Here is a 15,197-nt window from a genome sequence, read left to right as displayed (position 1 = left end):
AGGTAAAATTATGTCTGATAATAAGAAAATCACAGTGGTGACGCTGGCATTTATGGCATTTTCAACAGTATGGGGATTTGGAAATGTATTGAACGGATTCATCTATTTTAACGGAATTCAGGTAATACTAAGCTGGGTTATGATGTTTGTGCTGTATTTTATTCCGTATTCACTGATGGTTGGGGAACTGGGATCGGCTTTTAAAAACAGCGGTGGCGGTGTAAACTCATGGGTTTACGATACAATAGGTCCGAAGGTAGCCTATTATGCAGGCTGGACCTACTGGGCATGCCATATTACGTACATTGCCAGCAAAGGAAGCGGAAGCCTGAAAGCCCTCAGCTGGGCAGTATTCCGTAACGCAGAGACTTATGATACATTCCCGACGATTGGCGTACAGATGGCAACACTGGGGGTATTCCTGATCGGATGTTTCATTGCGAGTAAAGGAATGAATCCGCTGAAAAAGCTGCTTTCTCTTGCCGGGACCAGTATGTTTGTAATGTCGATTTTATATATTATCATGATGCTTGCAGCACCGGCGATCAATCCTGGCGCAGACTATGTAACGATTGATTTCAGCCTGAAGAATCTGATTCCGAACTTTAATATCGGATATTTTTCATCGCTTTCAATCCTTGTATTTGCAGTCGGAGGATGTGAAAAAATTTCGCCTTATGTAAATAAAGTAGAAAATCCAAGCAAAGGCTTCCCGAAAGGAATCATTGCAATGACTGCTATGGTACTGGTATGCGCAATGCTGGGAACGATCGCGATGGGAAGAATGTTTGACCCGGTGGTAATTAACGCCAGTGAAGAATCTTTTAATTCTTATGCGGCAAATGGTTCTTACTGGGCATTCCAGAAACTGGGTGAGTACTATCACATTGGAGATACTTTCCTGATCATCTATGCACTCTGTAACCTGATCGGACAGTTTTCAATTCTGATCCTGAGTATCGATGCACCGCTGCGTATGCTTCTGGATAACGAAAAAACGGCACAGTATATTCCTTCAGGGCTTCGTAAAAAGAATAAATATGGTGCGTATTCCAATGGTATTAAACTGGTTTTGGTGCTTGCAGGGGCAATCATCGTAGTGCAGACCTTCCTTCCGGGAGCAGCAGCGGTTCTCCAGCAGCTTACCAGGCTGAATTCCGTATGTATGCCGCTTCGTTATACCTGGGTATTTGTGGCTTACATTGCGCTTCGTAAGGCATATGACCGGATTCCGGCAGAATACCGTTTTGTGAAAAATCAGAAGATCGCATACTTCTTCGGAGGATGGTGTTTATTTGTGACACTGATCTGTTGTATAATGGGAATGTATAACAAAAATCCATTTACCTTTGCAATGAATGTGATCACACCGGTAGTGCTGACTGCACTTGGAATTATCATGCCGAAGCTTGCCGAACGTGAACGTGCAAAAGAATCTGGAAAATAAAGGGCTGAAATGCCAGGAGGAACATTATGGATAACCAGACAATTAAAGAACTCACATCATTTATAAAGAACTCGCCGACTGCTTTCCATGCAGTAAAATCAATCCGGGATATTCTTACAAAAGAAGGATTTCAGGAGCTGAAAGAGTCGGAAAAATGGAAAATAGAAAAAGGCGGAAAATATTATGTGACCCGTAACCATTCCAGCATTCTTGCATTTAAAGTCGGAAACCAACTGGATGAGTACAGCTTTCATGTAACTGCGTCCCACAGTGACTCACCGACCTTTAAGATCAAAGAGAATGCAGAGATTGAGGTGAAGAAAAAATACACGGTTCTGAATACAGAAGGTTATGGCGGAATGATCTGTTCTACCTGGTTTGACCGTCCGTTATCGGTAGCAGGGCGCGTAATTGTAAAGACGGACAGTGGAATGGAGACCAGACTGGTCAAGGTAGAAAGAGATCTTCTGATGATTCCAAGTCTTGCAATCCATATGGACCGCGCAGTCAATGAAGGCCGTGCGATCAACAAACAGGTAGACATGCTTCCGGTTTTTGCTGGATCGGCAAAAGAACCGGGTGAGATGAAAAAACTGATCGCAGAAGAGATTGGCGTAGAAGAAGAGAAGATTTATGGTATGGATCTGTTCCTGTATAACCGAATGGAGCCATCTGTATGGGGAAGAGAGAATGAATTCTTATCCTGTCCACAGCTGGATGATCTGCAGTGTGCGTTTGCGTCGCTGAATGGTTTCCTTGCAGGAGAAAATGCAAAGAATATCAATGTTTTTGCCTGCTTTGACAATGAAGAGGTTGGATCAGGAACCAAGCAGGGAGCAGCATCGACACTGTTGTCGGATGTGCTTTGGCGGATCAACAAGGCACTGGGAAAGGATGAGGAAGATTTCTATCGTGCAGTTGCCGGAAGTTTTATGCTGAGCTGTGATAATGCACATGCAGTACACCCGAATTATCAGCAGAAGACAGATGTAAATAACTGTAACTATATGAACGAAGGAATCGTGATCAAATCTCATGCCGGTCAGAAATATACCAGTGATGCAGTAAGTATTGCGATTTTCAAGGCAATCTGTGAAAAGGCAGGTGTACCGGTGCAGTTTTTTGCCAACCGTTCGGATGCGGCAGGTGGAAGTACACTGGGAAATATTGCAATGGCGCAGGTATCCATGAATACCGTGGATATCGGACTTCCGCAGCTCGCAATGCATTCGGCTTATGAGACTTCCGGTGTAAAGGATACCGGTTATCTGATCGAGGCATCCAAAGAATTTTACAGCTGTCATATCAAGGCAGCAGGCGATGGTTTGTTTGAAATTGCATAAAGAAGTATTTGCAGAGAGTTCCGGAAGAACTCTCTGCAAGTTTTTCCGAATCTGGAAGAAGGCGTATTTCGAGGAACGATAGAAAAATAAAATTCAGAGTGCATTCTAATTTTTTTATAGACAGGAAAGAAACTGTCCTGTTATAATAATTATGGTGTCAGATCACCGAAATGGCAGAGAATGAGTAACAAGGTTGGGTAAAAGGAATGGCAGAATTAATATATCGAACACTAAGAGAAAATATTGCAGATATTATCCGGAAGAGGATCATTTACCAGGAGCTGGAGCCGGGACAGAAGATTGTGGAACAGGATCTGGCAAAGGAATTTAAGACAAGCAGGGCTCCGATTCGTGAGGCACTTAGACAGCTGGAAAATGAAGGACTTATAGAATATGTAAGAAATGCAGGATGCTCTGTAAAAGAAATTACACTGGAAGAATCATTTGAAATTTACCTTATGCGGGCGAATTACGAAACCATGGCAGTGAAGCTGATGGGAGGAAACGTTCCAGAGGATACCATTTGCCGGATGGAAGAAGTGCTGGAAAAAATGAAAAAACTGGATGAAGAGCAGTTTGACCAGGTTTTTGTCTATGATAACCAGATGCATGGACTGCTTGTAGAGATGACTGGTATGACAAGGCTCTATAAAGCATGGAAAGAGCTGAATTATGGAAATATTGTTACGGGCTTCAGCCTGAGCACGGATAAAAAGCGTGTGTTAGAAAGACAGTATCCGATTCATAAAGAACTGGTGGATGCCTGCAGGGAAAAGAACAAGGAGAAAATCTGTCACGTTCTTTCCGAACATTACATGAGAACGATCCGAAGGCTTTTGAAAGAGCAGGGATTGTCGGAAGAGGATTCCGGATTTTCATTTGATTTTCTTGTCTAGGATACAGAGAGAGGTTACAGTCTTTAGATAGTAGTAAATGGATAAATATTAATAATGAAGAGATGTGGATAGTAATATTCCACATCTTTTTTTGCTGTGTTTTGTTGAATTATAACAAAAAAAGAGTGTAAGACATGAGCTGTATTGAAAAAGTGGTGAAGTTATGCTATATTACTTATAAAGGATGACGATTGTCGACAGTCGCCAAAACAGAAAGGAAATAAAAAGTAATGGGAAAAGCACAGACTAATGAAAAACATCCAAAAGGCTTTTATGCCTGTTGTATCACATTTATGTTTGAACGCCTGGCATTTTACGGAGCAAAGCCAATCTTGCTTCTATTCCTGATCACTGCAACTTTACAGGGTGGTCTTGGTATTGAGCGAACAGATGCGGCAGTCATGGCAGCGAATCTGACAGCGTACACCTATATGGCACCGCTGATCGGAGGAATTATCTCTGACAGATGGCTGGGAGCGAGATATGCGATCTCTCTGGGATATATTATCATGGCAATCGGATATCTGGTAGGCTGGAAGGCAACAGGTCCGGGAATGGTCAATCTGATGATCATTCTTGTATCGATTGGAACCGGTCTTTTCAAAGGAAACTTAAACGCTCTGATCGGAAGACAATATCAGAACAAAGAGCTTCTGGATGCTGCATTTTCCATTCAGTATTCTTATGTAAATGTTGGGGCTTTCGTAGGTTCACTGCTTACCGGATTTTTGTATCTCCACTTATTTAAAAAAGGCGATGTGCTTGGATTCCGTCAGTGCTTCTTTGTGGCATCGATCTGGTGCATCGTTGGTCTGGCATGGTTTGTGCTGAACTGGAAAAACCTTCAGGGACAGGGTGTGAAACCATTCAAGTATCTTACGGATGAGAATGGAAATGTGATCGGGTCTAACGAAAAGAAAGAAGATGGGAAGAACGACAAGCAGCCGCTTACAAAATTGGAAAGAAACCGTATGATAGCGATCATTCTTGTATCGGCACTCTCTGTTATCTTCTGGCTGTTCTACTATCAGCAGGATCTTGCGCTTGTCATTTATATGACCGATTATGTGAAGATGAGTATTGGCTCTTTTGACATTCCGCCGTCATGGGTTACTACTACATGGAACGGACTTTTGTGTGTCGTTCTTGGTGGTGTGATGGCAGCCATCTGGAAGAAACTTGCCGAGCGTCCGCAGGGCGATATGAATATGTTTAAGAAAGTAGCACTTGGCTTCCTTTTTGTAGGACTTGCGTTTGGAGTAATGGTTGTTTGTGAACTGGTTCGCGGAGTTGGCGTAGATGCTTCTGTAAAAGCAAGCGTTTTCTGGCCATTCCTGTTTGTAACGGTTATTACAATCGGAGAGATGTGTTTCTCACCGCTGCGTAATGCATTTGTAAGTAAGTATGCGCCGAAGAAATATCTCTCACTTTTGATGGGGGTTATCGCAATTTCTACATTTGGCGCAAACAAGTTAAGCCCGTTTGTACAGGCATTTATTGAAAAATTTGATGTGTTCCCTGTATTTGTTGGAATCACAGTCATTATGTTAGTATTTACAGCACTTATCTTCTTGGCTAACAAGAAGCTGAACAGCCTTGTTGAAGGGAAAGAAGAAGCTTAAATGATTCTGCCAAAAAGAGAAAAAAGAAGTCCGGTGATCGAAGGAAAGATCACCGGATTTTCTTTTAACCGAGCATTTCGATAAATGCCCCGAGTCTTGTATTGATCTGTGCCTGGTCACCAGAAGAATAGTCTGTATTGATTGCAATATACGGAAGTCCTTTTTCTTTGGTGACAAAGGTGCGGATCGCATCGGACTCAATGGCAAAGGTATGACATGCCTGCAGAAGGACCTCAACGACACCATCTACCTGATATTCATCAATCTGGGCATCAAGCGCCTCGAGACGTCCCGGGTTCGGACTCATGACCGAACAGTTTACACGAAGATATTTTTCGGCGATTGCAGTGATTGGATCCTTTGTCTCATCAATCGGATCTTTTTTCTCACGTGGACCGCAACAGTTCTCAAAGCCGACAACATCTGCTCCGAGTTCTTCAATCTGGCGTACAATTTTGTCGATCACGCCGGTGGTCGGACATCCGGTAATGAGAACTCTCGGACGGGATGGTTTGCCTTTATATTCCTTTTCATAAAGCTCTTTAAGCTCAGCGGTACGGTGTTCCAGGTATTTGATTTTTTCTTCCAGATCAACCGTGAATTCGTTCGAGGAAATAACCGTGTTGATCTCATAACCGGTAATCGGAGTCGGTTTTAAGCGTCCAATCTCAAAGAAGTCAAGGACGGCCTTGCGTTCCCGGTTGCGAAGATGGATTGCTTTGCGGATCTGCTCATCTGTGATCCTTATGTGATAGAAATCCTCCAGATCTTCTTTGACGCTGATTACCTCCTGTTTCCAGAATTCCAGCGCACCGCGGCCTGTTTTTCCTGGCGGAAGCTGCATAATATGGCAGTGCTTAAGCTCGGACATCAGTTCATACATTTTCTTTTTTCCATCGCAGGTTGTCTCTGCGAGTACCATGTCCGAAAAATAGAAGAATGGACAGCGGTCAGCGAGGGCGGCACCGTAGCTTGCCTTGATCAGAGGACAAAGGTTCTGTGGCAGTCTGGTCTCTGCGATCGGGATATTGTCATCTCCGATCCCGCAAAGTACAACTGCAGCTGCGTCTGCAGCTTCAATCAGTTCCCATGGGGTGTAGGTACAGAAAACTCCGACAATTCTGCGCCCGGACTCCTTCAGCTCTTTCATTTTCAGAAAAGCATTCTTTCTTGCTTCCGGATAGGTTTCAAAATCTTCCGGTAATTTTAAATTGGTCATTTTCAGATCTCCTTTTTTATAAATGATAGTTTTATCATAAGTGTTTTTAAACGAGATGTATAATTGATATTTTTTATAAAGAAGGAAATTTAAAGATGTTTTCAATAGAAATTCTTAAGAATTCATGATGCCAGGAGGATAGCATTGTGATTGGATTCAAAATAAGGTATATTGAAAACAGGAACGTAAAGTAGAGCGAAAAGAAAAGGAGAACATTTATGGGGGCATTGATTCATATAGAAAATATGAAGAAAATCTACAATCCGGGTGAGAATGAAGTCCGTGCACTTGACGGGATCGATCTGGATATCGAAAAAGGAGACCTGGTTGCGATTGTGGGACATTCGGGCTCGGGAAAATCAACGCTGATGAATATGCTCGGCTGTCTGGATACACCGACTTCAGGCAAGTATGTTCTGGACGGGCAGGATGTGGCGAGTATGACAGATAATCAGCTTGCAGATGTGCGGAATAAAGAGATCGGTTTCATTTTCCAGGGATTCAACCTGATCAGTAATCTGGATGCAGTTGGAAACGTAGAGCTTCCGCTGGTATACCGCGGGGTGTCAAAAAATGAGAGAAAGCAACTTGCGATGGAAGCCCTGAAAAGTGTCGGCCTGGAAGACCGGATGAAGCATAAGCCGAATGAAATGTCCGGAGGACAGCAGCAGAGAGTTGCGGTGGCAAGAGCGGTTGCCGCAAAACCGCCGATCATTCTTGCCGATGAACCGACCGGCAATCTGGATACAAAATCAACACAGGAGATCATGGAAATCCTGAAAGAACTGCACAGGTCAGGCAGAACGGTTATTATCATCACACATGATGAAGAGATTGCCAGTCAGGCACACCGGGTGATCCGGATACTGGATGGCAGGATTGAAGAAGATTATTGTAATAGGTAATGCACAAAGTTAAAGTTCGTTTTGGATTTCAACTAATCTTTTAAAATCTTTTAAAATGCAACATTTTCGTTTACCTTTCCAGGTAAATGCGGTAAAATAAAAGAAAAAGGAATCTGGCATCAAAAGCCAGATAAGACAGGAGGTTTTTTGTATGAAGATGATTATGGCGATCCTGCATAAGGATGATGAACTGGAGACGATAGAGGAACTGAATATTGCCGGATACATGGTAACAAAGCTGGCTACAACTGGTGGATTTCTGAAGAAAAAGAGTACCACGATCATGGTTGTAGTGGATGATGAGAAGGTAGCAGAGGCACTGAAGATCATCAAGAAGAATTCTGGCGAAAGAAAGACGATCACTTATGCAAACCCGGCATTGATCTCAGGACAGAGCAGCATGAGCGCAGCACCGTCCGTTCCGATCAATGTGCAGGTAGGTGGAAGTACGATTTTTGTACTGAACGTGGAGCAGATGGAGAAATACTAAAGTTTATGGAAATTGTAATCTTGAGTTTTACAGATGCAGGTTGTCAGATGGCCTGTAAAGTCAGAGAGAATTTCATACAAAGCGGATACCGTGTCAAAGTGTATACTTTGACACGGTTTTGCAGATTATACGGATTTCATGCTTTTCCGGAAGATAAGAAAAGCTGGATAGGCAGCCTCTGGGGAGAGAAGGCTTTGTTTTTTATCGGGGCGGCAGGAATCGCAGTGCGGATGATCGCCCCTCACGTGAAGGACAAATTTACCGATTCGCCGGTTCTGGTGATGGATGAAAAAGGAAGCTATGTGATTCCGCTCCTGTCGGGACATGTGGGCGGAGCTGTAGAGCTTGCAAAGGAAATTGCGGAGAAAATAAATGCGCAGGCAGTACTTACTACAGCAACGGATGTAGAACAAAAGTTTGCAGTAGATGTATTTGCAAAAAGCAATGGTCTGGTACTGACAGACCGGAAAAAAGCAAAGGAGATCTCAGCTGTGGTTCTGGATGGGAATAAGATTGGACTTTACAGTGTATTTCCAGTAGAAGGAAAGTTTCTGGAGGAATTAAAGCTATGTGAAACAGAAGAGTTTCTCAGAAACTATCCATATGGAATCCGGATTGCAGGAAGAAGTGGTGAAAGGCGGGAAGAAGAGACGATTCTGGATCTTCAGCCGAAGAACTTGGTGCTGGGAATCGGATGTCGCAAAGGGATTTCCGAAGAAGAAATCCAAAGCGCGGTCAATGAGGCAAAAAAGATCCTTGGATTTACAGAAAAGGAAGTCATTGAGATCGACAGTATTGATCTGAAAAAAGAAGAGGAGGGATTACTTTCTTATGCGGCAAAGTGGAAGCTTCCATTTTACACGTTTTCAGCAGAAGAGTTGGGAAAGGTTAAATGTGTCAGCTCCCATTCGGAGTTTGTCAGGAAGGTCACGGGTGTGGACAATGTCTGTGAGCGGGCGGCGATCCTTGCAGCCGGAGAGGATGGCAGGCTTCTGATGCCGAAGCAGTGCATGAACCGGGTGACAATAGCAGTGGCAGAAAAGAAGGTAAGGATCAGAATATGAAGCGGATTTTAATATTTTCAGGGACAACAGAGGGAAGGCGGATTACGGAATTTCTGGATGGAAGAAATGTAAAAGTTTATGTCAGTGCCGCAACTGAATATGGAAAAGAATGTACCGGAGAACATGAGAATGCGGAAGTCTTTTTTGGACGTATGGATCAGAAGCAGATGGCAGAGATGATAAAGGAAAAGCAGATCGATCTGGTGATCGATGCAACCCATCCATTTGCACAGCTTGTGACTGGGGAGATAAGGGGGGCCTGCGAAATCTCCGGTGTGCAGTATCTGCGTTGCCTGCGGGAGGAGATGGAAGCAATGCCGGATGAAGCGGATCGGGTGATCTGGGCGCAGTCGGTTGAAGATGCGGTGGAATATCTGCAAAATACAGAAGGAAAGATTCTGATTACCACCGGTAGCAAGGAACTGATAAAATATACAAAGCTTACGGAGTATAAAGAGCGCTGCTTTGCGCGAGTCCTCTCTACGGAGCAGGCGGTTATGGAGTCGGTCGCGCTTGGCTTTGAAGGAAAGCATCTCATTGCAATGCAGGGACCATTTTCAAAGGAGATGAACGTGGCTACGATCCATCAGACAGGCGCAAAATATTTTGTGACCAAAGAATCGGGAAAAGCCGGAGGCTTTGGAGAAAAGGTACAGGCAGCAAAGGAAACAGGGGCAGTTCTTGTTGCGGTAGGAAGACCAAAAGAAACAGGGAGAACATTTTCAGAAGTCTGTAAATGGCTGGAAAAGAATCTGTAATAAAAGTTCAGAAAATAGTTATGGGGAGATAAAGTCAGAGATCAGAAAGGCAGATGGGGAAGATGAATCTGACAGATTTGCATTATGTAGTTGAAATCGATAAGAGTGGATCAATCTCAAAGGCGGCGAAGGAACTTTATGTGGCGCAGCCAAATCTTAGTAAAGCGATCAAGCATCTGGAGCGGGAATTTGGAATTTCTATCTTTGAGCGGTCGTCAAAGGGAGTTAAGGCGACAAGAGAAGGACAGAAATTTCTGGAGTATGCCAAAAGGATCATTTACGAAATAGAGGAAATGAAAAGGGACTGCAGTGATCTGGGGAAAGAAAATCTCTCATTTAAGATTACTGTTCCGAGGGCAAGTTACATTTCCAGTGCATTTGCAGAGTTTATCGGAATGCAGAGCAAGGAAACGGCGATCAAAGCAGAATTTCAGGAAAGCAGTTCTATGCATGCCATTGAAAATGTGTTGCAGAACGGGTATTCCATGGGAATCATCCGGTATCTGTGCGAGAATGAACCTTATTTTCAGTCGCTTCTTGATCTGAAAGGGCTGGATGCAGAACTTCTGGCAGAGCTTCCGTATGTGATCTTAACTTCTGCGGATGGAGATCTTGCAAAGAGGGAGTTAAAGACAAGAGAAGAACTGGAAGATGGTGTGGAAATCCTGCATGGGGACTGGAAACTTCCGACCGGAGAATACACTGAGCTGAGTGAGAATGGAGAGTCGCTTCATCCACATAATAAAATTTATATTTTTGAAAGGGGAAGCCAGTTTGATATTTTGCGGGAAGTAAAAAACAGTTATATGTGGGTATCGCCAGTACCGGAAAAATTAAGGAAAAACTACAATCTGGTGCAGAAGCATGCCGGATTTTCCAGACAGATGATCCGGGATGTGCTGATCTACAAAAAGGGTTATCAGAAAAAATTGTACGAAAGAGAATTTATTGGGCATTTAAAAGAAACAATCCGTGAAATGATGTAAATGAGAGCAGAATGATATATCGGACCAAGATATATCCATTCTGCTCTTTTTGTGTATTTGATGAGCTGGGTACACATTTATCCGTCTATTCATAAATACTAATACTTTTGATTCTTGTATTATTATATATTGGAAAATATATAGCTATCATATATGAAACGTATAAACGAAAACTATAGATATATGTTATAATGTCATAAAAATAATAGAATAATAAGAAGGAAATGTACAATATGACGAAGGAGGAAATGGAATGTTAGATGCATCTTATTATCAGAAAACGGATGAGATCATTGCCATGCATACAAGGGAGGAACGCTCATTGATACCGATCATTCAGGATATTCAGGAGGAATACCGTTATCTTCCACCGGAACTGCTTACCTATGTAGCAAAACAGATCGGGATTACAGAGGCAAAAGCGTACAGTGTGGCAAGCTTTTATGAGAATTTTTCATTTGAACCGAAAGGAAAGTATGTGATCAAGGTCTGTGACGGAACAGCCTGTCATGTGCGTAAATCCATTCCTATCCTGGAAGCGCTGTATAAAGAGCTGGGGTTAAATGAGCACAAGCATACATCAGACGATATGCTTTTTACAGTAGAGACTGTATCCTGTCTTGGAGCCTGTGGACTTGCACCTGCGATCACAGTTAATGATGAAGTACATCCGAAGATGTCACCGGAGAAGGTAATCAAACTTCTTGAAGAACTGAGAGGTGAAGAAAATGAAAATTGAAAACAGAACGGAACTGAAGGAATATCGTATTGAATGTCAGAAAAAACAATCGGCTGACTGCAGAGTACTGGTTTGCGGGGGAACCGGATGTCTGGCAAGTGGATCAGGCAAGATTTATGAAAAGTTAAAAGAACTGACAAAAGATCATACAGGGGTAGAAGTAAAGATCGGGGAAGAAATCGCACATACAAAGGTTATGAAGAGTGGATGTCATGGCTTCTGCGAGATGGGACCTCTGGTAAGAATTGAACCATATAATTATTTATATATTAAAGTAAAACTGGAAGACTGCGAAGAGATTTATAACGAAACAATCCTGGGTGGCAGACCGGTAGAGCGACTTCTCTACAAGATGGATGGAGTGACCTATCCGTCACAGGAAGAGATTCCGTTCTACGCAAAGCAGACCAGACTGGTACTGAAGAATTGCGGACATATCGACGCAGAGCATATTGGGGGTGCACTTGCAGTCGGTGCTTATGCCGGAATCGAAAAGGCACTCTTTGAGATGACACCGGAAGCAGTGATCCAGACAATCTATGATTCGAATCTGCGTGGACGTGGAGGTGCCGGATTCCGCACCGGCAGAAAGTGGCAGCAGGTTGCTTCCCAGAAAGAAAAGATCCGCTATGTGGTCTGCAATGGTGATGAAGGTGATCCGGGTGCATTTATGGACCGAAGTATCATGGAAGGTGATCCGCACCGTATGATCGAGGGCATGATGATCGCAGCATATGCAGTACAGGCACAGGAAGGCTATATCTATGTACGTGCAGAATATCCGCTTGCGATTGAAAGACTGAAGACAGCGATCAGCCAGGCAGAGGCAATCGGACTTTTAGGAGACAACATTCTTGGAACCAATTTCAGTTTCCATTTACATATCAACCGTGGTGCAGGTGCATTCGTCTGTGGAGAAGGCAGCGCACTGACGGCATCCATTGAAGGAAAACGTGGAATGCCGAGAGTAAAACCGCCACGTACAGTAGAGCAGGGATTATGGGCAAGACCAACTGTTCTTAATAACGTAGAAACCTATGCCAATGTTCCGATGATCGTAACAAATGGTGCAGACTGGTTCAAAGGAATCGGTACACCAGAGAGTCCCGGAACGAAAGCATTTGCACTGACTGGTAATGTAAGAAATACAGGACTGATCGAAGTACCAATGGGAATTACATTGCGCGAAGTTATTTATGACATCGGCGGTGGAATCCAGAATGACAAGAAATTCAAAGCAGTACAGATCGGTGGTCCGTCCGGTGGATGTCTGACCGAGGATCAGCTGGACAGTAAGATGGACTTTGATTCACTGGCGAAGATCGGGGCAATGATCGGTTCGGGCGGTCTGGTTATCATGGACGAGGATACCTGTATGGTAGAGGTTGCCAGATTCTTCATGAGTTTTACACAGAGAGAAAGCTGTGGAAAATGTGTTCCTTGCCGTGAAGGTACAAAGAGAATGCTTGAAATCCTGGAGCGTATTGTAGCAGGAAACGGAAAACCATCCGATATGGACGAGCTTCGTGAACTGGCAGATATGATTGAGAGTACGGCGCTTTGCGGACTTGGAAAGAGCGCACCGAAACCGGTTATCAGTACCATGAATGCATTTGAAGAGGAATATCTGGAACATATCAACGAGAAACGCTGCCGGACAGGTGTCTGTTCAAATCTGCGTAAATTCCAGATCGATCCGGAGATATGCAAGGGCTGCTCGAAGTGTGCAAGAAACTGTCCGGCAGGTGCAATTGAAGGCGTGTTGAAATCTCCTTATCATATCAATCAGGAGAAATGTATCAAGTGCGGAGCCTGCATGGAACAGTGTCCGTTTAAAGCAATTCATATCGAGAAATAGGAGGAATGAGTCATGGGATATATGACAATAGATGGAAGGAAGGTAGAGTTTACAGATGAGCCGAATGTACTTTCTGTCATCCGTAATGCAGATATAGATATACCGACACTCTGCTACCATTCAGAACTGTCTGTGTATGGAGCCTGTCGTTTGTGTACCGTAGAAGATGAGAGAGGAAAGACGTTTGCATCCTGTTCAGAACCGCCAAGAGATGGGATGGTCATTTACACGAATACTCCGCGTCTTATGAAATATCGTAAGATGATTCTGGAGCTTTTACTTGCTGCACATTGCAGAGACTGTACAACCTGTATCAAGAGTGGAGAATGTCAGCTTCAGGCGCTGGCACACCGTATGGGCGTCACAACCGTCCGATTTGAAAATACAAAAGAACAGTATCCACTGGATTTCAGTTCACCGTCAATCGTGCGTGACCCGAATAAATGTATTCTCTGTGGTGACTGTGTCCGTATGTGCGACAATGTACAGTCTGTTAATGCGATTGATTTTGCATACCGGGGAACAAAGGCTCTGGTAACACCGGCATTTAACAAAAAGATTGCAGAGACAGACTGCGTAAACTGTGGACAGTGCAGGGTTGTCTGTCCTACAGGTGCGATCAGTATCAATACCAATATCGAAGTGATCTGGGATCTTCTTGCAGATAAGAATACAAAGGTGATCGCACAGATCGCACCGGCAGTCCGGGTCGCAGTCGGCGATCAGTTCGGCCTTCCAAGAGGGGAAAATGTGATGGGAAAACTCGTCAATGTGTTGCACCGCCTTGGATTTGATGAAGTTTATGATACTTCTTATGGTGCAGACCTTACGGTGATCGAGGAATCTGAAGAGCTTCTTGAACGACTCGCATCCGGAGAAAATCTCCCATTATTTACATCCTGCTGTCCGGCATGGGTAAAATTCTGTGAGAACCGTTATCCGGATCTGGCAAAAAATCTGTCAACCTGCCGTTCACCGCAGCAGATGTTTGGTGCTGTGATCCGTGAATACTATAAGGATCCGGAAAAGAATGGTGGAAAGAGAATCGTTTCTGTATCGATCATGCCGTGTACTGCAAAGAAAGAAGAGATTTTAAGACCGGAATCTTCCACGAATGGAAAGCAGGATATTGATTATGTACTGACTACAACAGAGCTGATTACAATGATCCGGAAATCCGGTATCCGCTTTGAAAATCTGGAGATCGAAGCATCCGATATGCCGTTTGGTATCGGATCTGGTGCAGGTGTGATCTTCGGAGTAACCGGTGGTGTGACAGAAGCCGTACTCAGGCGCCTTCGTGAAGGACATAACCGTGTGGAAATGGATAAGATCAAATTCAGTGGAGTTCGTGGAGAAGAAGGACTGAAAGAAGTAGAGTTTGATTACAACGGACGTACTATCCATGCAGCTGTTGTCAGTGGACTTGGAAATGCAGATGCGCTGATGAAGAAGATCCAGAAGGGCGAGGTACATTACGACTTTGTTGAGGTTATGGCATGCAGGCGCGGATGTATCATGGGTGGCGGACAGCCAGTCCCGGCAGGTCCGAGAAGCAGGATAGCCAGAAGCAAAGGCCTGTATGATACCGATATCAATACGCAGATTAAGAAGTCGAATGAGAATCCGCTGATCCTGTCATTATATGATGAACTTCTGAAAGGAAAGACCCACGAATTACTTCATCGTAATTTTGAGGCAGCGAAAAAATAAAATTGTACGAAAAAGAGTATAAGACAATGCAGTCGTCGATCTGGCGGCTGCATTGTCTTATTTCAGAGCATTTCCATACATTCACTGGCACTTTTTTCTCATTTCGATCCCCTTCGCTTTCTATATATAAATGAAGTAGGTCATGAAATTATGATAA

13 protein-coding genes are annotated in these 15,197 nt (G+C 43.7%); 12 read left to right on the top strand and 1 reads right to left on the bottom strand.

The window, feature by feature from the left end; translation table 11 throughout:
- Positions 1-10 precede the first annotated feature (10 nt).
- The 4 genes from PG766_RS05255 (at position 11) to PG766_RS05240 (ending at position 5,308) form a co-directional block, all read left to right on the top strand.
- Complete coding sequence (locus PG766_RS05255) at positions 11-1,447, top strand: APC family permease (protein WP_118198755.1); 1,437 nt, start codon at positions 11-13, stop codon at positions 1,445-1,447.
- A gap of 26 nt (positions 1,448-1,473) precedes the next feature.
- Positions 1,474-2,790, top strand: coding sequence for a M18 family aminopeptidase (locus PG766_RS05250; protein WP_118198754.1), 1,317 nt, complete (start codon positions 1,474-1,476; stop codon positions 2,788-2,790).
- 206 nt (positions 2,791-2,996) lie between these two features.
- The gene (locus PG766_RS05245) at positions 2,997-3,686 is read left to right on the top strand and encodes a GntR family transcriptional regulator (protein WP_008371822.1); all 690 of its coding nucleotides are present in this window, start codon (positions 2,997-2,999) and stop codon (positions 3,684-3,686) included.
- Positions 3,687-3,916: 230 nt separating this feature from the next.
- Positions 3,917-5,308, top strand: coding sequence for a peptide MFS transporter (locus PG766_RS05240; RefSeq protein ID WP_055157953.1), 1,392 nt, complete (start codon positions 3,917-3,919; stop codon positions 5,306-5,308).
- Between the two features lie 64 nt (positions 5,309-5,372).
- On the opposite strand, the gene PG766_RS05235 is transcribed toward PG766_RS05240, so the two are convergent.
- Positions 5,373-6,527, bottom strand: coding sequence for a double-cubane-cluster-containing anaerobic reductase (locus PG766_RS05235; RefSeq protein ID WP_055246529.1), 1,155 nt, complete (start codon positions 6,525-6,527; stop codon positions 5,373-5,375).
- Positions 6,528-6,745: 218 nt separating this feature from the next.
- Here PG766_RS05235 and PG766_RS05230 point away from each other — a divergent pair, with 218 nt between their 5' ends.
- The 8 genes from PG766_RS05230 to PG766_RS05195 all read left to right on the top strand — a co-directional run bounded on the left by PG766_RS05230 (position 6,746) and on the right by PG766_RS05195 (position 15,040).
- Positions 6,746-7,432 carry an ABC transporter ATP-binding protein gene (locus tag PG766_RS05230; RefSeq protein WP_270202818.1) on the top strand — a complete coding sequence of 229 codons (687 nt, stop codon included), beginning with the start codon at positions 6,746-6,748 and terminating at the stop codon, positions 7,430-7,432.
- A gap of 151 nt (positions 7,433-7,583) precedes the next feature.
- Complete coding sequence (locus PG766_RS05225) at positions 7,584-7,922, top strand: cyclic-di-AMP receptor (protein ID WP_008371815.1); 339 nt, start codon at positions 7,584-7,586, stop codon at positions 7,920-7,922.
- 5 nt (positions 7,923-7,927) lie between these two features.
- The gene (locus tag PG766_RS05220) at positions 7,928-8,986 is read left to right on the top strand and encodes a cobalt-precorrin 5A hydrolase (protein WP_270590562.1); all 1,059 of its coding nucleotides are present in this window, start codon (positions 7,928-7,930) and stop codon (positions 8,984-8,986) included.
- On the top strand, positions 8,983-9,744 hold the full coding sequence (cobK, locus tag PG766_RS05215; RefSeq protein ID WP_055157959.1) for a precorrin-6A reductase: 762 nt from the start codon (positions 8,983-8,985) through the stop codon (positions 9,742-9,744). Before PG766_RS05220 ends, cobK begins: the two co-directional genes overlap by 4 nt.
- Before the next feature lie 62 nt (positions 9,745-9,806).
- Positions 9,807-10,730: a LysR family transcriptional regulator gene (locus PG766_RS05210; RefSeq protein WP_022220743.1), complete on the top strand. Its 924-nt coding sequence runs from the start codon at positions 9,807-9,809 to the stop codon at positions 10,728-10,730.
- Between the two features lie 253 nt (positions 10,731-10,983).
- Positions 10,984-11,469, top strand: coding sequence for a complex I 24 kDa subunit family protein (locus tag PG766_RS05205; protein WP_022220742.1), 486 nt, complete (start codon positions 10,984-10,986; stop codon positions 11,467-11,469).
- Positions 11,459-13,327 carry an NADH-quinone oxidoreductase subunit NuoF gene (locus PG766_RS05200; RefSeq protein WP_008371805.1) on the top strand — a complete coding sequence of 623 codons (1,869 nt, stop codon included), beginning with the start codon at positions 11,459-11,461 and terminating at the stop codon, positions 13,325-13,327. Before PG766_RS05205 ends, PG766_RS05200 begins: the two co-directional genes overlap by 11 nt.
- Positions 13,328-13,339: 12 nt before the next feature.
- Entirely contained in the window at positions 13,340-15,040 is a 1,701-nt protein-coding gene (locus PG766_RS05195; protein WP_117822865.1) for a [FeFe] hydrogenase, group A, read from the top strand.
- Positions 15,041-15,197 lie beyond the last annotated feature (157 nt).

It is taken from the genome of Coprococcus sp. LG101-27 (assembly GCF_027695515.1).
Classification (GTDB): Bacteria; Bacillota; Clostridia; order Lachnospirales; family Lachnospiraceae; genus Allocoprococcus; species Allocoprococcus comes.
This window is presented reverse-complemented; position numbering and strand designations above follow the sequence as displayed.